The organism is Variovorax sp. OAS795 (assembly GCF_040546685.1).
In the GTDB taxonomy this organism is placed as follows: Bacteria; Pseudomonadota; Gammaproteobacteria; order Burkholderiales; family Burkholderiaceae_C; genus Variovorax.
The window spans coordinates 815,639-836,029 of the sequence record NZ_JBEPOH010000001.1; the positions used below are offsets into that span (position 1 = coordinate 815,639).

At 69.1% G+C, this 20,391-nt stretch carries 19 protein-coding genes and 1 pseudogene; 5 read left to right on the top strand and 15 right to left on the bottom strand.

The window, feature by feature from the left end; translation table 11 throughout:
• Positions 1-17: 17 nt before the first annotated feature.
• On the bottom strand, positions 18-977 hold the full coding sequence (locus tag ABID97_RS03975) for an MBL fold metallo-hydrolase (RefSeq protein WP_354397258.1): 960 nt from the start codon (positions 975-977) through the stop codon (positions 18-20).
• A gap of 117 nt (positions 978-1,094) precedes the next feature.
• On the opposite strand from ABID97_RS03975, the gene ABID97_RS03980 reads away from it, so the two are divergent.
• A complete protein-coding gene (locus ABID97_RS03980) occupies positions 1,095-1,988 on the top strand; it encodes an IclR family transcriptional regulator (protein WP_354397259.1) in 894 nt (297 codons plus the stop codon).
• 179 nt (positions 1,989-2,167) lie between these two features.
• The gene (locus tag ABID97_RS03985) at positions 2,168-3,232 is read left to right on the top strand and encodes a hypothetical protein (protein ID WP_354397260.1); all 1,065 of its coding nucleotides are present in this window, start codon (positions 2,168-2,170) and stop codon (positions 3,230-3,232) included.
• A 13-nt stretch (positions 3,233-3,245) separates the two neighbouring features.
• On the opposite strand, the gene ABID97_RS03990 is transcribed toward ABID97_RS03985, so the two are convergent.
• The 6 genes from ABID97_RS03990 to ABID97_RS04015 form a co-directional block, all read right to left on the bottom strand.
• Positions 3,246-3,467 (bottom strand): hypothetical protein, encoded by a 222-nt coding sequence (locus ABID97_RS03990; RefSeq protein ID WP_354397261.1) that lies wholly within the window; start codon positions 3,465-3,467, stop codon positions 3,246-3,248.
• 50 nt (positions 3,468-3,517) lie between these two features.
• Positions 3,518-4,189 carry an ABC-type transport auxiliary lipoprotein family protein gene (locus ABID97_RS03995; protein ID WP_354397262.1) on the bottom strand — a complete coding sequence of 224 codons (672 nt, stop codon included), beginning with the start codon at positions 4,187-4,189 and terminating at the stop codon, positions 3,518-3,520.
• Between the two features lie 14 nt (positions 4,190-4,203).
• Positions 4,204-5,175: an MlaD family protein gene (locus ABID97_RS04000; protein WP_354397263.1), complete on the bottom strand. Its 972-nt coding sequence runs from the start codon at positions 5,173-5,175 to the stop codon at positions 4,204-4,206.
• 14 nt (positions 5,176-5,189) lie between these two features.
• Positions 5,190-6,002 (bottom strand): ABC transporter ATP-binding protein, encoded by an 813-nt coding sequence (locus tag ABID97_RS04005; RefSeq protein ID WP_354397264.1) that lies wholly within the window; start codon positions 6,000-6,002, stop codon positions 5,190-5,192.
• Positions 5,999-7,165, bottom strand: a complete 1,167-nt coding sequence (locus tag ABID97_RS04010) for an MlaE family ABC transporter permease (protein ID WP_354397265.1) — start codon at positions 7,163-7,165, stop codon at positions 5,999-6,001. Before ABID97_RS04010 ends, ABID97_RS04005 begins: the two co-directional genes overlap by 4 nt.
• A 148-nt stretch (positions 7,166-7,313) precedes the next feature.
• On the bottom strand, positions 7,314-8,240 hold the full coding sequence (locus ABID97_RS04015) for a LysR family transcriptional regulator (protein WP_354397266.1): 927 nt from the start codon (positions 8,238-8,240) through the stop codon (positions 7,314-7,316).
• Between the two features lie 138 nt (positions 8,241-8,378).
• On the opposite strand from ABID97_RS04015, the gene ABID97_RS04020 reads away from it, so the two are divergent.
• Positions 8,379-10,010, top strand: coding sequence for a GMC family oxidoreductase (locus tag ABID97_RS04020; protein ID WP_354397267.1), 1,632 nt, complete (start codon positions 8,379-8,381; stop codon positions 10,008-10,010).
• Positions 10,011-10,128: 118 nt separating this feature from the next.
• Here ABID97_RS04020 and ABID97_RS04025 read toward each other — a convergent pair whose 3' ends face one another.
• From ABID97_RS04025 to ABID97_RS04055, 7 genes are all read right to left on the bottom strand, one after another.
• Complete coding sequence (locus tag ABID97_RS04025; protein ID WP_354397268.1) at positions 10,129-11,202, bottom strand: ABC transporter substrate-binding protein; 1,074 nt, start codon at positions 11,200-11,202, stop codon at positions 10,129-10,131.
• A 12-nt stretch (positions 11,203-11,214) separates the two neighbouring features.
• Positions 11,215-12,345, bottom strand: a complete 1,131-nt coding sequence (locus ABID97_RS04030; RefSeq protein WP_354397269.1) for an NAD(P)/FAD-dependent oxidoreductase — start codon at positions 12,343-12,345, stop codon at positions 11,215-11,217.
• Positions 12,342-13,760 (bottom strand): FAD/NAD(P)-dependent oxidoreductase, encoded by a 1,419-nt coding sequence (locus ABID97_RS04035; protein ID WP_354397270.1) that lies wholly within the window; start codon positions 13,758-13,760, stop codon positions 12,342-12,344. Before ABID97_RS04035 ends, ABID97_RS04030 begins: the two co-directional genes overlap by 4 nt.
• The gene (locus ABID97_RS04040; RefSeq protein ID WP_354397271.1) at positions 13,757-14,062 is read right to left on the bottom strand and encodes a (2Fe-2S)-binding protein; all 306 of its coding nucleotides are present in this window, start codon (positions 14,060-14,062) and stop codon (positions 13,757-13,759) included. Before ABID97_RS04040 ends, ABID97_RS04035 begins: the two co-directional genes overlap by 4 nt.
• Positions 14,063-14,857, bottom strand: a complete 795-nt coding sequence (locus tag ABID97_RS04045) for an ABC transporter permease (RefSeq protein ID WP_354397272.1) — start codon at positions 14,855-14,857, stop codon at positions 14,063-14,065.
• Between the two features lie 91 nt (positions 14,858-14,948).
• Positions 14,949-15,809 carry an ABC transporter permease gene (locus ABID97_RS04050; RefSeq protein WP_354397273.1) on the bottom strand — a complete coding sequence of 287 codons (861 nt, stop codon included), beginning with the start codon at positions 15,807-15,809 and terminating at the stop codon, positions 14,949-14,951.
• Between the two features lie 73 nt (positions 15,810-15,882).
• On the bottom strand, positions 15,883-16,971 hold the full coding sequence (locus tag ABID97_RS04055) for an ABC transporter ATP-binding protein (RefSeq protein ID WP_354397274.1): 1,089 nt from the start codon (positions 16,969-16,971) through the stop codon (positions 15,883-15,885).
• Between the two features lie 204 nt (positions 16,972-17,175).
• Between ABID97_RS04055 and ABID97_RS04060 the strand changes: the two are divergent.
• A pseudogene (locus tag ABID97_RS04060) lies at positions 17,176-18,034 on the top strand (IclR family transcriptional regulator).
• 9 nt (positions 18,035-18,043) lie between these two features.
• On the opposite strand, the gene ABID97_RS04065 reads toward ABID97_RS04060, so the two are convergent.
• Positions 18,044-18,544 carry a hypothetical protein gene (locus ABID97_RS04065; RefSeq protein ID WP_354397275.1) on the bottom strand — a complete coding sequence of 167 codons (501 nt, stop codon included), beginning with the start codon at positions 18,542-18,544 and terminating at the stop codon, positions 18,044-18,046.
• Between the two features lie 267 nt (positions 18,545-18,811).
• Here ABID97_RS04065 and amaB point away from each other — a divergent pair, with 267 nt between their 5' ends.
• Entirely contained in the window at positions 18,812-20,350 is a 1,539-nt protein-coding gene (amaB, locus tag ABID97_RS04070) for an L-piperidine-6-carboxylate dehydrogenase (RefSeq protein WP_354397276.1), read from the top strand.
• Positions 20,351-20,391: the final 41 nt, after the last annotated feature.

Below are 20,391 nucleotides of genomic sequence, written 5' to 3' on the forward strand. Positions count from 1 at the left end.
GGGAGGGAGCAAGAAAATCAGCCTTCGAGGGCCTTCCACATCTCCACGTCGCGCTCCGCCGTCCACACGCGCGGATCGGCGTGGCCTGAGGCTTCGTCGTACGCGCGGCTCACGTCGAAGGGCATGCAGTGGTCGAAGATCACCCACTGGCTGTACTTGGGCTTGAGCTTTTCGTAGGTGTCCTTGTAGACCGTGTTCAGGTCACGGCCGGCCTTCACGCCCTCTTGCACGCTGGCGTACACGTCGGAGATGAAGTTGCGCGTGCCGGTCAGGCCCTCGGCCACTTCGGCCGGCGTGGTGAGCGCGGCGCCGCGGCCCGGCACCAGCGCCGCGGGCTTGAGCGCCGCGATGTTGTCCAGCGTCTGCGGCCAGTCCTGGAAATAGGCGTCGCCGGCATACGGCGTGGCGCCGAACTCGACCAGGTCGCCCGACAGCAGCGTGCGCTCCTGGGGCAGCCAAACGACCGTGTCGCCCTTGGTGTGGCCGCGGCCCAGCTGGAGGAGCTGCACTTCGAGCTTGCCGAGCCACAGCGTCATCTTGCCGCTGAAGGTCATGGTGGGCCAGGTCAGGCCCGGCGGCACCGTTTCCACGTTCTGGAACAGGCGCGGAAAGCGGCCGATTTCGCTCGCCTTGTCCTGCTCGCCGCGCTCCACGATCAGGTCGCGGGTGTCCTGGCTGGCCAGGATGTGCTCGGCTCCATAGCCGGCCGCGCCCAGCACGCGCACCGCGTGGTAGTGCGTGAGCACCACGTACTTGATGGGCTTGTCGGTCACTTCGCGGATGCGGCGCACCACGTCGGCCGCCATGGCCGGCGTGGCCTGGGTGTCGGCCACCAGCACGCAGTCGTCGCCGATCACGATGCCGGTGTTGGGGTCGCCCTCGGCCGTATAGGCCCATGCGTGCTCCGAAATCTGGCTGAAGGTGATCTTCTTTTCTTCCAGGTCGGCCTGGCTTGCGAACTTCTTGGCTTGGCTCATTGGGTGTGTCTCCGTCGGGGTGAGTGGGAATTTGGATTCGTCTAAAGCGAACGAATTCGCAGTTAACGAATGCGTGGAGTGTAAACCTCGGATCAGTTAATGTCTAATCCCTTCTCCATGAACGAACAACCAGACATCCGGCCGGGCACCGCAGCCAGTGACAACGACCGCGCCGCCCAGCGCGGCATCCAGAGCATCGAGGTGGGCGGCCAGCTGCTGCGCGCGCTGGTGCACCACGGCCGGCCGATGGCGCTGAAGGACCTGGCGCGCGAAGCCGACATGACCGCCGCCAAGGCCCATCCCTACATGGTGAGCTTCGGGCGGCTCGGCCTGATCGAACAGGACCGCGCCAGCGGCCACTATCTGCTCGGGCCGCTGGCCTTGCAACTGGGGCTCATCAGCCTGCAGCAGGCCGACCCGGTGCACATCGCCACGCCGCTCATCGCCGAAGTGGCGCAGAGCCTCGGCCACACGGTGGCGCTGGCGGTCTGGGGCGCGCGGGGCGCCACCATCGTGCGCACGGCCGAATCGCCCTCGCCGGTGCACGTGAACATGCGGCACGGCACGGTGTTCTCGCTCACCAACACGGCCTCGGGCCGCATCTTCGCGGCCTACCTTGCTCCCGACACGGTCAGGCAACTGCTGGACGCCGAGCGCCTGCGAGAGAAGCAGCGCAAGGCCGGCGAAGCGGTGCCCGAGGCCGGCATGCCCCCGCAACCGCCGCTGCCGTCGTGGAGCGAGTTCGAGCGCCAGCTGCAGGAAGTGCGGGTGCACGGCATCAGCCGCTCCGAAGGCGAGGTGATCGAAGGCGTGAGCGCCATGGCCGCGCCGGTGTTCGACCACACGGGCGCGATCGTGCTGTCGGTCACGGCCATCGGCCCGGCGGCCATCTTCGACACCGCCTGGGACGGCGACATCGCGCGCGCGCTCAAGGCCTGCGCGGGCACGGTGTCGGGGCGGCTGGGCGCCACGCCGGGCGGCAGAAGCGCTTCGGCAGCACCGGGTCCGTGACCCTGGCCGCCGCGTTCCGAAGACCGCGGCCGAAGCCAAACCCCGACTGAGCGCACTCCGTCACGCTGTGCGCAGCGCAATGGTTGCGAGATTGATTCCTGCGGTTGTTTTCCTGGTGGGCCTTTCCACAATCGGCCGGAAAGCCCCGGCACCAGGGGCCATCTTCAGGGAGAACCATCATGTCCGCACCCGGCGGCGTGCCTTGCGCACGCCCCTCCGAGCGAGGGCAGGTGACGCCCGCAAGTCTCTGGTTGTCGATCTTCCTCGCGGGATTCGTCGTCATCGCCGGCCTGCTGCTCCAGACTTTGCTCACGCCCATTCCCTACGGAGACCTCGCCCGCATCGGCCGCATCTCGGACCACGACTTCGGCTGGCGCGACGCCCAGCCCCACGTGGCGCCTGCGGAGCTCGAAGGCGTGCCCGTGGCGGAGGCCGACATCCTCGTGATCGGCGACAGCTTCTCGGCCACCCATGTCTGGCAGTCCCGCCTCCAGAGGGCGGGTTACGGCGTGGCCACGGTGTTCTGGGACAGCCTCGACGAGCGCCTGTGCGGCGATTTCGGCCGCTGGCTGGTCGGCCCGGGATTTCGCGGCAAGCTGGTCATCGTGGAATCGGTCGAGCGTTTCGTGGCGATCCGAATGGGCCACATGCAGGCGTGCGAGCGCATGGACAAGCCGCTGAGCGCCCCGGCGGCGCAGCGGGCACGGCCGTCCGAGCAGGTTCCCGCCTTCGCCCTCAATTGGGATGCGCAGTTGATCTCCGGCTGGCTCACCGCGCGCTGCACCCGTGCGGCCGTTGCAGGGCGCGTCGACAGCGAATGCGATTCGCAGGCGGTCGCCCGGCCTGTAGAGGACGGCTGCAAGCGCTTCTCCCACCGCCATTGCAACAGCGCGCTGTTCCTGGCCGGCGACCTCGATCTCGGCGAGATGACGCCCGGGCATGCGGCGCAGATGCACGCCTTCAATCGCGCGCAGAGCCCTTTGCCGATCCTGTGGATGGTGGTGCCGAACAAATGGACCGCCTACCTGGCGCCCGCGCACTCGCAGGCCTTCGTGACGGAGTTCGTGCGCAGGGACCTGGGCCCGGACCTCTTTGCCTTCGCCCAGGCGCAGAAGGCCCGCTTGCGCGACTTCTACTATCCCAACGACACCCACATCTCCACGCAAGGCCAGCTCGCGCTCGGTGAACGAATGCTGCAGTCGGTGCGGCAGAAGCTGGGCGCCGTCGAACCGGATGGCGGCTGAGTCGCCTTCGTCTTCAGCCCTTCTTGCCGCCCAGCAGCACCAGCGCACCGCCCACCACGATGGCGGCCACGCTGGCCCAGGCGGGGAAGTTGACCTGTTGCTTCTCCTTCACCGAGAACTCCAGCGGGCCGAGCTTGGCCTGGTGCGTTTCCTTGGTGAAGCTGAAGCCGCCGAGCCCGAGCCCCGCAATGCCTCCGACGACGAGCAGGATGCCGATGATGCGTGTTGCGTTCATGGTGGGGTCTCCTCCGGTGATGAAAATCTGGTTGTTGGTGCCAGGCCGGGCTACGGCCGCGCCTGCTGGTCCACCCATTGCACGACGTCGGACACGGCCGCATCGGTGGCGGCGGCCAGTGCCTTGACGCCGCCGGGCGCGTCGGCGCTCGGCGCCGGACGGCGCACGGTGAAGGTGCGCTGGCCCAGCACGCGGTCGCCGCCGGCGCCGCCGCGGATCAGCGTGGCGCGCAGGCGGACCAGGCCGACGCTGCTGCCGGCCGATTCGAAGTAGTGGCTGAACTCGTCGAGCGAGATGCGCAGGGTGTCGGGCACCCGCCCTTCGGTGCGCGCGATGGTCGCGCTCTCTTCCGGGGCCAGCACGGTGCGCCGCTCGGCCAGCGCGTCGCGCAGCCGCTGGCGCAGCAGCTGCGCCGGCGGCAGGCTCCAGCGCGACTGCCCGTAGGGACGCAGTTCGTTGGCATCGGCATAGCCGAGGCGGTAGAGGATCTGCGTGCCATCCAGCCGCGTGTTGCTCTCGATCTCGGCCAGCGCGAGCGTGGGCAATGCCGCCGCGGGCGGCTGGCCGGCGGCGGCCGAGGCGGCGATTCCGGGACCGAAGTCGTACAGCGTGGCGCGCGCCGGCTTGTCGGGCAGCGCGCCGCAGCCGGCGAGCAGCAGCGCAAGGCCGATGCCCAGGCAGGCGGCGGCCCGCGCGAGGGTGGGGGTGGCGTTGTTCTTCATGGTCGTCATCACCTTCAGGGGCGTGCCAGGGAATCGGCGGCCGGCGGCGCGGAGAAGCCGGGCTCGCCGGGGCCGGCGGCGGTGCCGCCGTTGCCGAACAGCAGCGATTGCGGGTTGTCGTTGATGCCGTCGGCGGCGCGGCCGAGGCGGCGCACCGCGCGCGAGGTGTCGTCGGCCACGCGGTTCACACGCGGCAGCGTGGCCGAGTTGAACGAATCGACCGCCTGCGCCAGCGACTTGGTGCCGTCGCTGAGCCGCTGGACCGGTCCGTCCGGCGCATTCAGCCGGTTCACGGTGGTGTTGAAGTTGTTGGCCACGCGCGAGACGTCGCCGGCCGCCTTCTTCACCGACGTCATCGTGCCGGGCAGCGCCGCCAGCGCGGGGTTCACGCCGGTCTTCACGGTGTTGTCGAGCTGCTTGATGAGGACGTTGGCACTGGCCGAGGCGGCCGCGATGTTCTCGAGCGCGTCGGCCGCGCGTTTCTGGTTGGCGTCGCCCAGCAGGGTGTTGGCGCGCCGGGTCACTTCTTCCACCTGGTTGATGATGGCTTCGCCGCGGTCCTGCAATTGCGCCAGCATCGAGGGCTTGAGCGGAATCCGCGGCGGATCGTCGTTGTTGGGCTTGAGCGCGACGTTCGATTCGCCCTTGTCGTCCAGCGCGATGAAGGCCAGCCCGGTCACGCCCTGGTAGCTCAGCGTGGCAAAGCTCGAGGTGGTGAGCGGCACGCGCTCGTCGACCGTGATGCGCACGCGCACATTGCCTTTCACCTTGGGATCGAAGTCGATCGAGGCCACCTTGCCGACCGCGATGCCGCGGTAGCGCACCATGGCCTGCGGCTGCAGGCCGCTGACCGCGTCGCGGGTGGAGAGCTCGTAGATGTTGCGCACGGTGTTGTCGCGCGTGAACCAGATCACCAGGCCCACGAGTGCGGCGATGAGGCCGAGCACGAAGGCGCCGGCGGCGATGGCATGGGCTTTGTTTTCCATGGTGTGGCTACCTTTCAGTGGGCCGCGCCGACGGACGGCGGCGGGGCTTCGGCGGGTTTGTCATGCAGGGCCTCCAGGGCACGCTGGCCGCGCCCTCCCAGAAAGTATTCGTGGATGAACGGATGCGGATACGCGATGACCTCGCGCGCCGAGCCGCTGGTGATGACCTTGTGGTCGGCCAGCACCGCGATGCGGGTGCTCAGGTCGAACAGGGTGTCCAGGTCGTGCGTGACCATCACCACCGTCAGTCCCAGTTCGCGGTGCAGGCCGCGCAGCAGGTCGCAGAAACTGTCGGAGGCCTCGGGGTCCAGGCCCGCGGTGGGTTCGTCCAGCAGCAAGAGCGGCGGGTCCATGATGAGCGCGCGTGCCAGCGCCACGCGCTTGATCATGCCGCCCGACAGGTCCGCCGGGCTCATGTTGGCGTGCCGCGGCTCCAGGCCCACCATCTGCAGCTTGACCAGGGCGGCGTTGCGGATCAGCTCGTCGGGCAGCAGCTTGAGCTCGCGCAGCGGGAAGGCGATGTTCTCGAGCACGCTGAAGGCCGAGAACAGCGCGCCGTGCTGGAACAGCATGCCCACGTTGGCCGCGCCCTGGGCGCTGAGCTCGCCGGGCGCCTGGCCCAGCACCTCGACCGTGCCCTTCGAAGGCTTCTCCAGGCCGAGGATCTGGCGCAGCAGCACCGTCTTGCCGGTGCCCGAGCCGCCGACCAGCGACAGCACCTCGCCGCGCTCGATGCGCAGGTCGAGCTCGCGGTGCACCACGTGCTCGCCATCGGCGTTCTTGAACACCGTCCAGAGCCTGCTGATGTCGACGACGGGGGTGGTCATGCCCGGAACCCCACGCCCTTGAACAGCACTGCGAACAGCGCATCGACCAGGATCACCGCGGTGATGGAGGTCACGACCGACGAGGTGGTGCCGCGGCCCAGGCTCTCGGTGTTGGGCTTCACCTTCATGCCGAAGTAGCAGCCGATCAGCGCGATCAGGATGCCGAACACCGCCGACTTCGCCAGCGCGAGCCAGAGGTTCGCGATCGGGACGGCGCGCGGCAGCGCCGACAGGAAATAGGCCGGCGAAATGTCGAGCGCGGCATCGGCCGCCAGCATGCCGCCCACCAGCGCCGCCATCGAGGTCCAGAGGCTGATCAGCGGCATGGCGATGGCCAGCGCCATCACGCGCGGCATCACGAGCCTGAAGCCGTGCGGAATGCCCATCACGCGCATGGCGTCGAGCTCTTCGGTCACGCGCATGACGCCGATCTGCGCCGTGATGGCCGAGCCCGAGCGTCCCGCGATCAGCACCGCGGCCAGCACCGGCCCGAGCTCGCGGATCAGCGACAGCCCCAGGATGTTGACCACGAAGGCCTCGGCGCCGTACTGGCGCAGCTGCTGCGAGATCAGGTAGGCCAGCACCACGCCGATCAGCAGGCCGACCAGCGCCGTGATGTGCAGCGCCGTGGCGCCGAACTGGTAGAGGTGCCCCGAGAAATCGCGCCAGGGCGCGCGGTGCGGCGCCCGCACGAGCGTGCAGGCATCGAGCGCGAGTTGGCCGATCAAACCGACAAAATCGCGCATCACCTCCAGCGCGCGCGATCCGGTGTGCGAGAAATGCTTCACCCGCTCGGCCAGCGTGGGCGGCGGCTCGTCGGGTGTTCCCACGGTGTACAGCGCGACCTGGTCGAGCACCGCCTTGTGCTGCGGCGACATCTCCAGCGTGGCCGGCCAGTCGTGGCGCCAGTGCTCCCACAGCAGCTGTGCGCCGATGTGGTCGAGCTGCTCGATGGGGCGCAGGTCCCAGGCGCGGTCGTCGGCCGGCGGCGCCGCGGCCAGGTCCTTGGCGAGCGACTGCCACGAGGCGCGCGAGGACATGGCCAGCGTGGTCCATCGGCCGCTTGCCACGGTCCAGCGGCGGCCGTCCTGATCGCGCTCTTCGACGCGCGGCAACACGCTGCCGGCGGCGGGTGCGGCGGCAGTCGAAGTTGCTAGGGACATGATGTGGCGAGGCAGGGCGAGGTAAGAAAAAAGAGGCGGTCTCGAAGGGCGCATCGTAACCGGGTGATTCGGCTTGCCTCGTGCGTTGCGGCGCCGCTTTGCGTAGGGCGGAACGCCGTCCGGTGGCACATATCCGGCCGTCCCGCGGTCAGTGCCAGGCCCGCGCCAGCGCGTTCCATGCGCTGGCGATGACCGGCTCGTTGCGCCGCGCCGCCAGCGAGACGAAACGCAGCGCGCAATCGAGCTGCACGCGGTCGGCCATCACGAGGCCGTGCGACTGGCTCTCGCGGATGGCGATCGAATCGCGCAGGAGGCTCAGGCCCACACCGGATTTCAGCAGGTCGAGCATCGAGGCTTCCTGGTCCACCAGCGCCACCCGGCGCGGCGAGAGCCCGAGCGGGCCGAACACCTTGTCCAGCAGCCGGTGGTGCGCCGACTCTGGCGGCGTGGCCAGCCACGGCAACGCGGCCAGCGCCTTCCAGTCGCGGCCCAGCACCTGGGGCCCCCAGCCCGCCGGCGCGACCACCCGGTAGGTGAAGCGCGTGAGCGTGCGTGCCGCGAGCGGCGTCGGGGCGGCGGCATCGCGGCTGCCGTCGGCATCGGCATCGGCATCGGCATCAAGGTGAAAGCCGACGTCGAGCTCGCCCCGCAGCACCTGCGCCAGCACCGTGCCGCTCATGCCGTGGCGCAGTTCGGTCTCGATCTGCGGGGCCGACTCCACCAGTTCGCGCAGGAACACGCCCAGGCGGGTGAACGCCGGGTCGAGGATGGTGCCGATGCGCAGCGCCCCGCGCACGGTGCCCTGCAGGTTGCGTGCGGCCTGCTGCAGGTCGCCCACCGCAGAGAGCACGCGCTCGGCCTGCGGCAGCAGCGCGGCGCCATCGGCCGTGAGGGCCAGCCCGTGCGGCGTGCGGGTGAAGAGCTGGAGCCCGGTTTCCTCGGCCAGGCGCTTGAGCTGGAGGCTCACGGCCGGCTGGGTCAGGTGCAGCCGCTCGGCCGCACGCGAGACGCTGCCTTCGCGCGCCGCGAGCACGAAGGCGCGGAGGATCTGGAGGTCCGGGGCAGCGGCAGTCATATAAGTGCGGTTTATACGCCAGCGGCGCCGAAATCATTGGCTTTTTGCCCGGGGCCTGGGCGAAACTGCCTGCAGAGGCCGGGCAAGGCCCATGAGCATCGAAAATATCGTTCACCCATCCGGAGACAAGCAGGCGCCATGAGCGACGACAACACATTCGACTACATCGTCATCGGCGGCGGCACGGCCGGCGCGCTGATGTGCAACCGGCTGACCCGCAAATCGCAGCAGCGCACGCTGCTGATCGAGGCCGGCCGCAAGGACGACTACCACTGGATCCACATCCCGGTCGGTTATCTCTACTGCATCGGCAATCCGCGCACCGACTGGCTCTACAGCACCGAGCCCGACGCCGGGCTCAACGGGCGCACCTTGCGCTACCCCCGCGGCAAGACGCTGGGCGGCTGCTCCAGCATCAACGGCATGATCTACATGCGCGGCCAGTCGCGCGACTACGACCAGTGGGCCCGGCTCACGGGGGACGACGACTGGCGCTGGGACAAGGTGCTGCCCGACTTCAAGAAGCACGAGGACTACTACCTCGGCGCCGACGAGCTGCACGGTTCCGGCGGCGAATGGCGGGTCGAGAAGCAGCGCCTGCGCTGGGACATCCTCGATGCCTTCGCCGAGGCCGCCGTCGAGGCCGGCGTGCCGCACAGCACCGACTTCAACCGCGGCAGCAACGAAGGCGTCGGCTATTTCCAGGTCAACCAGAAGAACGGCTGGCGCTGGAACACCGCCAAGGCGTTCCTTCGGCCGGTCTGCTACGGCCGGCCCAATTTCGAGATGTGGGTCAACGCGCACGTCACGAAGCTGATTGTCGAGACGCAGCCCGACGGCAGCCGGCGCTGCACCGGCGTGCAGGTGTGGGACGGCCAGCAGATGGTGACCGCGCACGCCACGCGCGAGGTGGTGCTGTGCGCCGGCAGCATCGGCTCGCCGCAGATCCTGCAGCTGTCGGGTATTGGCCCGGCGGAGCTGTTGCGCCAGCACGGCATCGAGGTGGTGCTCGACGCGCCCGGCGTCGGCGCCAACCTGCAGGACCACCTGCAGATCCGCGCGGTCTACAAGATCAATGGCGCGCCCACGCTCAACGTGCTGGCTTCGTCGATGTACGGCAAGGCGAAGATCGGACTCGAATACCTGATGAAGCGCAGCGGGCCGATGAGCATGGCGCCGTCGCAGCTCGGCGCGTTCACGCGCAGCTCGCCCGAGCACGAATGGCCCAACCTCGAGTACCACGTGCAGCCGCTGTCGCTCGATGCCTTCGGCGAGCCGCTGCACAGTTTCCCTGCCTTTACCGCGAGCGTATGCAACCTCAATCCCACAAGCCGCGGCACCGTGCGCATCAGGAGCCCGCGCTTCCAGGATGCGCCCGCGATTGCGCCCAACTACCTGAGCACCGATGAAGACCGGAAGGTCGCGGCCGATTCGCTGCGCGTGACGCGACGCATCGCCTCGCAGCCCGCGCTCGCCAAGTACAAGCCCGAGGAATGGAAGCCGGGCGTGCAGTACCAGAGCGATGAAGACCTCGCGCGCCTGGCCGGCGACATCGCGACCACCATCTTCCATCCGGTCGGCACGACGAAGATGGGTGCCGATGGCGACCCGATGGCGGTGCTCGATTCGAAGCTGCGGGTGCGCGGTGTGCAGGGATTGCGCGTGGTCGACGCGGGTGCGATGCCCACGATCACGAGCGGCAACACGAACAGCCCGACGTTGATGATGGCCGAGAAGGCTGCGGGGTGGATTCTGGAAGAGAACCGCTGAGGTGGAGCCTCCTGCCTTTTCGTGGGATGCCGCGGAACCGGCTCTGCCGGGCCGCTGGCATCGCCCCCGGTAGGGGGTTGGCGAAGCGACACGAAGTGCGCGCAGACTGGGGGCGAGCCTATTTTTCGATCGTCTTGTTCCAGCGGGCATTCCAAGCAGGACGGTTCGCATTGATGCTGTCCCAGTCGATGGTGACCGCAGTCTTCATCCACTTGTTGATGTCGGCCACCTGCTGCACACCGTCACCCACGGCGGGGGCCTTGGGGTTGGTGGGGATCTGCGCGCCGTACTGAAGCACATTCGCCTGGGCCAGCGGGCTCAGCAGGAACTCGGCGAGCTTTTGCGACAGCTCGGGCTCGCTGTTGTTCGCAATCACGCACTGGCCCACCATCAGCACCACCGCGCCTTCCTTCGGCGGCGCGTATTCCACCGGGATGCCCTTGGTCTTGAGCGCGGCCACGGCCGTGGGCGTCAGCGGGAAGAGCGCGGCTTCGCCGGTCTGCACCATTTCCGACAGCTTGGCCGAGCTCGGGATGTACTCGAGCACGTTCGGACCGACGGTGGTGGGCCAGGCCTTGAAGCCCGGTTCCACGTTCTTGTCGTTGCCGCCCTGGATGCGGTTGAACATCAGGAAGCCGTGCAGCCCAAACGACGATGAAGACATCGACTGGAACACCACCTTGCCCTTGTACTTGGGGTCGGCCAGGTCCATCCACGACGTGGGCGGGGCCCAGCCCTTTTCCTTGAACATCTTGGCGTTGTAGGCCAGGCCCGTCATGCCCAGGCTCACGCCGCTGGCCATGTCGTCCTTGAAGCGCGCGGCCGGATAGATCTCGGCCAGCGACGGATTGGGCCGCTGCTTCTGGCACAGGCCCATGCCGATGGCGCGAACCATGATGCCGTCGTCCAGGAACATGACGTGCATCTGCGGACGGTCCTTGTTGGCCTGCGCCTTCGCGAGGATGTCGGACGAGGTGCCCGGCACCACCACCACCTTGGCGCCGTACAGCTTCTCGAAGGCCGGGAACACGTACTGCGAGTACGCCTTCTCCATGGTGCCGCCGTTCATGCCGATGTAGAGCGTCTTGGTCTGCGCGCTCGCCGCGCCGCCGGCCGCGAGCGCGGCCACCGCCGCCGCACCGAGCACGGTCCGGCGAAGAGAGAAGAAAAAGGTCTTCTGGAAACGGGACATGGTGTCTTCCTTTCAGGGTGGGGTGGGGGTGAAGCGTTCGATCGAGAAGTTGTCGATGGGCGTGGTGCTGCGGCCGTCGCGCACGAGTTCGGCCAGCACTTCGCCGGCGGCGGGGCCGACCTGGAAGCCCGCACCCGAAAAGCCGAAGCCATGGAAGAGGCCGGGCGTGGTGCGGCTCGGCCCGAGCACCGGCTGGCGGTCGGGCAGGTAGCCTTCGGTGCCGCTCCAGGTCCGGATGAAATGCGCATGGCGCAGCGCGGGCAGAAGCTCCACGGCCTGCGCCGAGAGCGATGCGATCGCGTCGCGGTCGGAGCGCGCGCGGTCGTCGTCGAGCGCGACGCCCGCGCCGCCGCCGCCCAGCACGAGGTTGCCGCGCGCCACCTGGCGGCAGTAGATGCCGCCGCCTTCCACGCCCAGGCTCCAGTCCATGAAGAAGGGCAGCGGCTCGGTCACGGCCATTGCCGGATGGCCCGAGTGCAGCGGCACCGCTTCGCCGAACGCCGTGGCAATCGACCCGGCCCATGCGCCCGCGCAGTTGAGTAGCGCCGGCGCATGCACTTCGAGCGCATTGCCCGAGCGCAGCATGAAGCGGGTGCCGTCGTGCGCCACCTCGTCGACCTTGCAGCGCTCGAAGATCTGCGCGCCCGCGCGCTGTGCCGCCAGCGCGAAGGCCGGCGACACCAGCCGCGGATTGGCCTGGCCGTCTTCCGCGCACAGCGAGCCGCCGACCGCGCGCGCGCCAAGCCAGGGGCAGCGCTCGCGCAGGCGGGCATCCGAGATCAGCTCGAGCCCGAGATCGAAGTCGCGGCTCAGCGCGCGGTAGCGCTCCAGCGAAGCCATGTCGGCTTCGCTGCGCGCGATCTTGAAATGGCCCGAGCGCAGGTACTCGCCGTCGGTGCCGATGGTTTCGCGCAGGCGGCCCCAGATGCGGTGCGCGCGTTGCGCCAGGGGCAACTGGTGGATCGGGCGGCCCTGGCGCCGCACGCCGCCGTAGTTCACGCCGCTCGAACGCGAGCCGCACAGGTCGCGCTCCAGCAGCACGACGCCGATGCCCATTCCGCGCAGGGCCAGCGCGGCCGATGCGCCGACGATGCCGCCGCCGACGATCGCAACATCGGTGTGCAATGTCTTGCGCTGCGTCATTCGCCGGCTCCTTCGCGCAGCGGCGACGGCGCAGCGGCCAGGTGGATCGGAATCGGCTTGATCGGCGCCTGGCCGCGCAGCCGGCCCACCTGCTGCAACGGAAGGCCGGTGGCGTGCGCCAGGATCTCGGCCGCGGCCATGCCGCACATGCGGCCCTGGCAGCGGCCCATGCCCACGCGCGAGAGCGCTTTCAGGCGGTTCATTTCGTCGGTGCCGGCGTCCGCAACGCTCTGGCGCAGCGTGCCTGCGGTGATGTTCTCGCAGCGGCAGACCACGAGTTCGTCGGGCGCATGCGCCGCCCAGTCGTGCGGCACCGGGAAGGCGCGCTCCAGGCCTTGGCGAAAAGCCGAGAGCTTGTGCAGCTTGCGCTCGAGCATTGCTGCGCGCGATGCATCGACGGCGACGCCATGGTCCGCGAGCAGCGCGAGCGCGGCGCGCTCGCCGGCCCACTCGGCCGCATCGGCGCCCATGATGCCGGCGCCGTCGCCCGCGAGGTACACGCCCTCGACGCTGGAGCGGCCGGCCGCATCGCGCACCGGCAGGTGCGCGCGGTGCAGCGGCGCGAACTCGAAGCGGCAGCCGAGCAGGTCGGCCAGCTGCGTTTCGGAGCGCAGGGCATAGCCGAAGCCGACGGCATCGCAGGCCAGCGTGCGCGCTTCGCGGCCGTCATGCCAGGCCACGCCGGCCACGCGGCGCTCTTGTGCATCGCCGAGCACGCGCAGCGGCCGCACGCCGCTGTGCAGCGCCACGCCGTGCGCGCGCAGCCAGGCCACGTAGTACACGCCCTTCGCGAACACCGCGGGCTCCCGCAGCATCGCGGGCGTGGCGGCCAGCTGGTCCGCGAGCCGCGCCGTGTCGAGCACCGCGGCGACCTTTGCGCCGGCCTTGGCGTACTGGTAGGCCACCAGGTAGAGCAGGGGGCCGGTGCCCATGAACACCACGCGCTCGCCGATGGCGCAGCCCTGGAACTTGAGCGCCACCTGCGCGCCGCCCAGCGTGTAGACGCCGGGCAATGTCCAGCCCGGCACCGGCAGCACGCGGTCGGTGGCGCCGGTGGCGACGATCAGTTGGCCGTAGGGCACGCTGGCGGTGCTGCGCGTGGGACCGTGCAGCACGTCGAGCCGTCCGCCTTGCGCGTTCCACACCAGGCTGTCGGGGCGGTAGTCGATGCGGCCCTGCATCGCGTCGAAGGCGGCATGCACCGCATCGGCACGGCGGGCCTCGAAGCCGTAGAGCGCCTCTGCGCTGCGCTCGGCCAGGGTCGCGGGCGGCCGCCGGTAGACCTGGCCGCCGGCGCGGGATGCTTCGTCGATCACGAGGGGCCGCAGGCCGTGCGCCACCAGCGCCTCGGCGGCTCGTACGCCGGCCGGACCTGCGCCGACGATCACCGGCTGCAAGGCAGAAGAAGCCGTCATGCGCCGCTCCTTCCCGTGACCAGCGCCATGCCCGGCGCGATGAAGGTGGAGCAGGCACGCAGGCGCTCGCCTTGCTCGGTGGAAATCCAGCAATCCTGGCAGGCGCCCATCATGCAGAAGCCCGCGCGCGGCGCACCGCTGAATTCGTTCCGGCGCAGCTGCGCGGCCTGCGTGAGCACGGCGGTGAGCACCGTGTCGCCCGCGAGCGCGGACGCGGGTTCGCCGTCGAGCGTGAACGGCACCGCGGCGCGGCCGGTCTCGGCCACGCGGTGCAGCAGCGGTTGTAGGGTCGGCAGGCTCATCTATCGGCGTCCCACCAGCACGCGGTCCAGGCCGTAGACGCGGTCGAGCACCACCATCGCAATGGCCGTCACCGCCACCATCAGCGCCGACACCGCCGCCATCAGCGGATCGATCGACTCGGTGGCATACATGTACATGCGCACCGGCAGCGTCACCGTGCTGGGCGAGGTGACGAAGATCGACATGGTCACTTCGTCGAAACTGTTGATGAAGGCCAGCAGCCAGCCGCCGGTGACGCCCGGCAGGATCATCGGCAGCGTGATGCGCCGGAACATGGTGGCCTGGCTCGCGCCCAGCGAGAGCGCGGCCTGCTCGGCGCTGCGGTCGAAGCCCACCAGCGCGGCCACCACCAGGCGCAGCGTGTAGGGCGTGACGATCAGCGCGTGCGCCATCACCAGCCAGCCGAAGCTGCCCGTGCCGCCGACCAGTGCAAAGAGCCGCAGCAAGGCCACGCCCAGCACCAGGTGCGGAATGATCAGCGGCGAGAGAAACAGGCCGTTGAGGAAGTCGCGCCCCGGAAAGGCGTAGCGCGTGATCGCCATGCCGGCCGGCACGGCGATCAGCGTGGCGATGGTGGCCGAAGCCAGCGCGAGCCACAGGCTGTTCCAGAACGACTGCATGAAGTCGGGGTGTGCGAACACCGCCTCGAACCAGCGCAGCGAGAAGTGCGTGGTCGGGATCGTCAGCGTGTTCTCGGGCGTGAACGCGACGATGCACACCACCACCAGCGGCGCCAGCATGAAGGTGATGACGAGCGCGTTGAACGCGAGGGCGAGGGGGCCGTTCTTGCTCATGAGGCCTCCCGCCGGGCCGCCCCAAGGGAGGCCTGCGCCCCCTCGGGGGGCAGCGAATACACGGAGTGATGGAGCGTGGGGGTCATGTTCTTCACCCGAGCGCTTTCTTGTAGCGGCCTTCGACGAGGCGGTTGTAGCTCAGCATCACGATGAGGTTGGCCACCAGCAAAGTGAGCGCCACGGCTGCGCCGAGCGGCCAGTTCAGTTCGTGCAGGTATTCGTCGTAGACCACCGTCGCGACCATCTTGAGCCGGCGTCCGCCGAGCAGCCCCGGGATCGCGAACGAGCTCGCGGCCAGCCCGAACACGATCAGGCTGCCCGAGAGAATGCCCGGCATCACCTGCGGCAGCACGATGCGGCGCAGCGTGGTGAAGGGCGAGGCCTTGAGCGAGAGCGCCGCGTTCTCCACGCCGGCGTCGAGCTTCTGCAGCGAGGTCCATACCGGGATCACCATGAAGGGCAGCATCACGTGCACCAGCGCCACGATCACCGCGATCTCGGTGTAGAGCATCTTCACCGGCCCGATGCCCACCAGCCGCAGCAGTCCGTTCACCGCGCCCTCGGGCCCGAGCAGCATGCTCCAGCCGAAGGCGCGCACCACCACCGACACCAGCAGCGGCGCCAGCACGACGAGCAGCAGGATCGAGCGCCACGGGTTGCGCATGCGGCTCAGCACGTACGCTTCAGGCGCGCCGACCAGCACGCAGACCAGTGTGACGACGCCCGAGATCCAGAAGGTGCGCCAGAAGATCCCGTGGTAGTACGAGTCGGTGAACACGTGCGTGTAGTGCTCGAGCGTGAACTCGCCGGCCTTGGGCCCGGTCGCCGGGTCGTAGACGTTGAAGGACAGCACCGCGGTGAGCGCGAGCGGCACCAGCAGCAGGGCCGCGAACAGCAGCAGCGCGGGGCCGGACAGCCACCACGGCGTGGCCGCTTTGGTCGATGCGCTCATTGGTGCACCCTTGGCGCTGCGCGCCTTCCCGCCAAGCGGGAGCGTGCTTGCTTGGGGCGGCCCGGCGCGGCGCTCATGCCGCCACCGCCGCTTCAGCCGATTCAGCCGATTCAGCCGGCAACAGGCGCGTGCAGTGCGCGGGCCAGTCGATCCCTGTGGCGCTGCCTTCGTCGAGCGCGTCGCGGCCGTCGTTGGGGCTCAGCACGGTCAGTTCCCCGGCGGGCGTGCGCAGGCGATAGAGCCACTGGCTGCCGAGGAAGAAGCGCTCCTGCACCGTGCCGTCGAGGCGGCCGCGGCCGGCCTCCACCAGCTGCAGCTTCTCGGGCCGCACGCTCATCAGCACCGCTGCACCCGAGGCATGGCCGGTGTCGTCCACCTCGACCGTGAGCGGACCCACTTCGACATGGCAGCTGCGCGCGCCGCACACGGTGACCCGGGCGTCCAGCAGGTTGGCCTTGCCCACGAAGGTGGAAATGAAGCGCGTGCTCGGATGCTCGTACACGCGGTGCGGATGGTCGATCTGCGTGGCGCAGCCGCCTTCCATCACCACCACGCGGTCGCTGATGGACATGGCCTCGCTCTGGTCGTGCGTGACCATCACCGTGGTGGTGCCGACCTTGCGCTGGATCTGGCGCAGCTCGAACTGCATCTCTTCGCGCAGCTTGGCGTCCAGGTTGGACAGCGGCTCGTCCAGCAGCAGCACCGGCGGCTCGATCACCAGCGCGCGGGCCAGCGCCACGCGCTGGCGCTGCCCGCCCGAGAGCTCGCGCGGGTAGCGCGCCGCATGCGCTTCGAGGTGAACCAGCGCCAGCGCCTGCTTCACGCGCTCCTTGCGCTCGGCCTTCGGCATCTTGCGCATCTCCAGGCCGAAGCTCACGTTGTCGGCCACCGTCATGTGCGGAAAGAGGGCGTAGGTCTGGAACACGATCCCGAGGCCCCGCGTGTTCGCCTTGGCATGCGTGATGTCCTTGCCCGCGAGCTCGATGCGCCCGCCGGAAACCGCCTCGAAGCCCGCGATCATCTGCAGCGTCGTCGTCTTGCCGCAGCCCGAAGGCCCCAGCAGCGAAACGAACTCGCCCTTCTCCACCGTGAGGTTCATGGCCGACACGGCGCGCGTGGCGCCGTAGAACTTGGTCACGTCGGTGAGCCGTAGGAATGACATGGAAGGGCCTTTCTGCGCGGTCATGAAGGCGCGCCACACCTTGGTGCACGCCGTGGACAAAGAGAGAACTTTCAATTCACTCTATTGCAACGATCACGCCAGTTCGCCTCGGGTATTCCATTAAACAGAATCTTTATCTAATTTATTCCGTTCAATGGAATATGATGCAGGCGAACGATCTTTGGAATTCCACAGGAGCAAGGCATGGAAACCCCTTCGGCCGCCAGCGGCGGCGTCCCGCGCGTCTTTTCGGTGATCCGCGCGCTCGGCGCGGTGCAGGCCGAAGGCGGGCGCGTGACGCAGATTGCACGTTCGGTGGGCCTCACGCAGGCCACCACGCACCGCCTGCTGCAGTCGCTCATGGCCGAGGGCATGGTCGAGCAGGACGAGCGCAGCAAGCTCTACCGGCGTGAGCATCGATTTCTTCGCGCTCGCGGCCAGCGCCGGCAACCCGGGCGACCTGCGCTCCCTCTGCCGCCCGGTGCTGCTGCGCCTGTGCGCGAGCCTGGGCGACAGCATCTTTCTTTTGGCGCGCAGCGGCTTCGACGCGGTGTGCCTGGACCGCAGCGAAGGACCGTTCCCGATCCGCTCGTTCACCGGCGACATCGGCGGGCGCATTGCGCTGGGCGTGGGGCAGGGCGCACTCGCGATCCTGGCCTTTTTGCCGGAGGCCGAGCGCGAGGAGGTGATCCGCTTCAACCTTTCGCGCGTGCGCGAGTACGGCGTGTACGACGAGGTCTACCTGCGCACCGAGATCGAGCGCGTGCGCCAGGCGGGCTACGCGGGCCGCAACACTGGCCTGCTCGAAGGCATGGCCGGCGTGGCGGTGCCCATTCTCGACCGCGAGGGCCGCGCCGTGGCTGCATTGAGCGTGGGCACGATCGCCGACCGGCTCAACGCCGACCGCATGCCCACGGTGGTCGAGCTGCTCAAGCGCGAGGCCGCGGCCATCGGTCCGAAGATCAACCCCTTCGACGCCACCTTGCGGCGGCCGGCGCAGAGCCTGGCGGGATCGCCGGCAGGGCAGAAGATCCCGCTGCCGGACGCGCCCGGCCCGCGCTAGCCGTCGCGTTCATTTCAGCTTGCTGTCCTCGCGCTTGGCGTCTTCCATCGCCTCGGGTTCCAGCTCCTCGGCGTAGCGGTTGAGGCGGATGAAAATGCCCCAGCCCGCCATCAGCAGGCCGACCGCGCCCAGCATCGCGGCAGCGTGCAGCATGAGCTCGGGTGCCTCGCGCGCCTTGAAGATCGCGACCAGCCCTTCGACCGCCACCGCGACGACGATCACCACCATGAAGCGCGAGAGAAAGCGCCGCACCCGTGTCGGCGCGCCGATGTGCGCGTCGCGCACCACTTCCTCTTCGAGCACGGTCTGCGAGATCTGCAACGCCACGACCCCCGCCGCCAAAAGGCCCACCGCTTCGATGATCGCCTCGGCCGCCGGAAGATCGAGGCCTTGCGACACCGCGCCCCAGCCGGCGCGCGCGGCAATCGCGATCAGCACCAGCGAAGCGGCGGCGAACGCGGCCGCCATCAACGCATGGATCGCGGCATACAGGGTGAGGATCGCTTTCATGGCGGTACGGCAAGGATTGGAGTGCGTCGGGGGGCCGGCCCCGCGGCAACGCACGGGACCGCCCGGGGGTGCGGCATCTTCGATGCAGGCCGGCGTTTTGCGCGTAGGCGCGCAGCCCGTCACTGCGGGGGCGCGTGCCGAGTTCATTCGGCAAACGCATCAGGTCCTTCCATTTTTTCACTAGGCAACCGTGCGGGATTGGAAGATATTGCCCCGTCCCTGTCCCGCCGTTTCCCATTTTTCTCCTCCTCCTTCCCGGAGTGCGCCATGCCTGAAGCCCAAGCCTCTTCCTCCCTGACCGCCGAAGTCGAACAGCTGCTGCAACGCCTGGGCGTTCCGCGCACCGCCTATACCGGCGGCGAGCTGACGGTGCGTTCCCCGGTGACCGGCGAGGTGATGGCGCAGGTGCGGCAGACCAAGCCGGCCGAAGCAACCGAGGCCATCGGCCAGGCCCATGAAGCTTTCAAGGCCTGGCGCAACGTGCCCGCGCCGCGCCGCGGCGAACTGGTGCGCCTGCTGGGTGAAGAACTGCGCGCCGCCAAGGCCGACCTCGGACGCCTCGTGACGCTCGAGGCCGGCAAGATCCCGACCGAAGGCGCCGGTGAAGTGCAGGAGATGATCGACATCTGCGATTTCGCGGTCGGCCTCTCGCGCCAGCTCTACGGCCTCACGCTCGCCACCGAGCGCGCCGAGCACCGCATGATGGAAACATGGCACCCGCTGGGCGTGTGCGGCGTGATCTCGGCCTTCAACTTTCCGGTGGCCGTGTGGTCGTGGAATGCGGCGCTCGCGCTGGTGTGCGGCGATTCGGTGGTATGGAAGCCGTCCGAGAAAACCCCCCTGACTGCGCTGGCCACGCATGCCATCGCGAAGCGCGCGCTGGCGCGCTTCGGCGATGCGCCCGACGGCCTGCTCGGCCTGCTGCTGGGCCAGCGCGACATCGGCGAAGTGCTGGTCGACGACCACCGCGTGCCCATTCTCTCGGCCACCGGCTCCACGGCAATGGGCCGGCAGGTGGGCCCGAAGCTGGCAGCACGCTTCGCCCGCGCGATTCTCGAACTCGGCGGCAACAACGCGGCCATCGTCACGCCGTCGGCCGACCTCGACCTCACGCTGCGCGCCATCGCGTTCTCGGCCATGGGCACGGCCGGCCAGCGCTGCACCACACTGCGCCGCCTGTTCGTGCACGACAGCGTGTACGACGCGCTGGTGCCCAAGCTCGCCAGGGCGTACGGCAACGTGCAGGTGGGCGACCCGCGCGAGGCCGGCACGCTGGTCGGCCCGCTGATCGACCGCGCCGCGTTCGACGGCATGCAGAAGGCCCTGGGCGAATGCCGCGAGATCGGCGCCACGGTGCATGGCGGCCAGCGCGTCGAGGGCATCGGCACGAAGGACGCCTACTATGCGCGCCCGGCGCTGGTCGAACTGAAGTCGCATGAAGGCCCGGTGCTGCGCGAGACCTTTGCGCCCATTCTTTACGTGGTGCGCTACGGCGCGCTGGACGACGCCATCGAATGGCACAACGCGGTGGGCGCCGGCCTGTCGTCGTCGATCTTCACGCTCAACGTGCGCGAGGCCGAGCGCTTCCTCTCGAGCGCGGGTTCCGACTGCGGCATTGCCAACGTCAACATCGGCCCGAGCGGTGCCGAGATCGGCGGTGCCTTCGGCGGCGAGAAGGAAACCGGCGGCGGACGCGAAGCCGGCTCCGACAGCTGGAAAGCCTACATGCGCCGTGCCACCAACACCATCAATTACTCGACTGCGCTGCCGCTCGCCCAGGGCGTGACCTTCGAGATCAACGACTGACCGGCTCCGGCTTGGCAATCCGACCGCGCGGCACTTCGCTG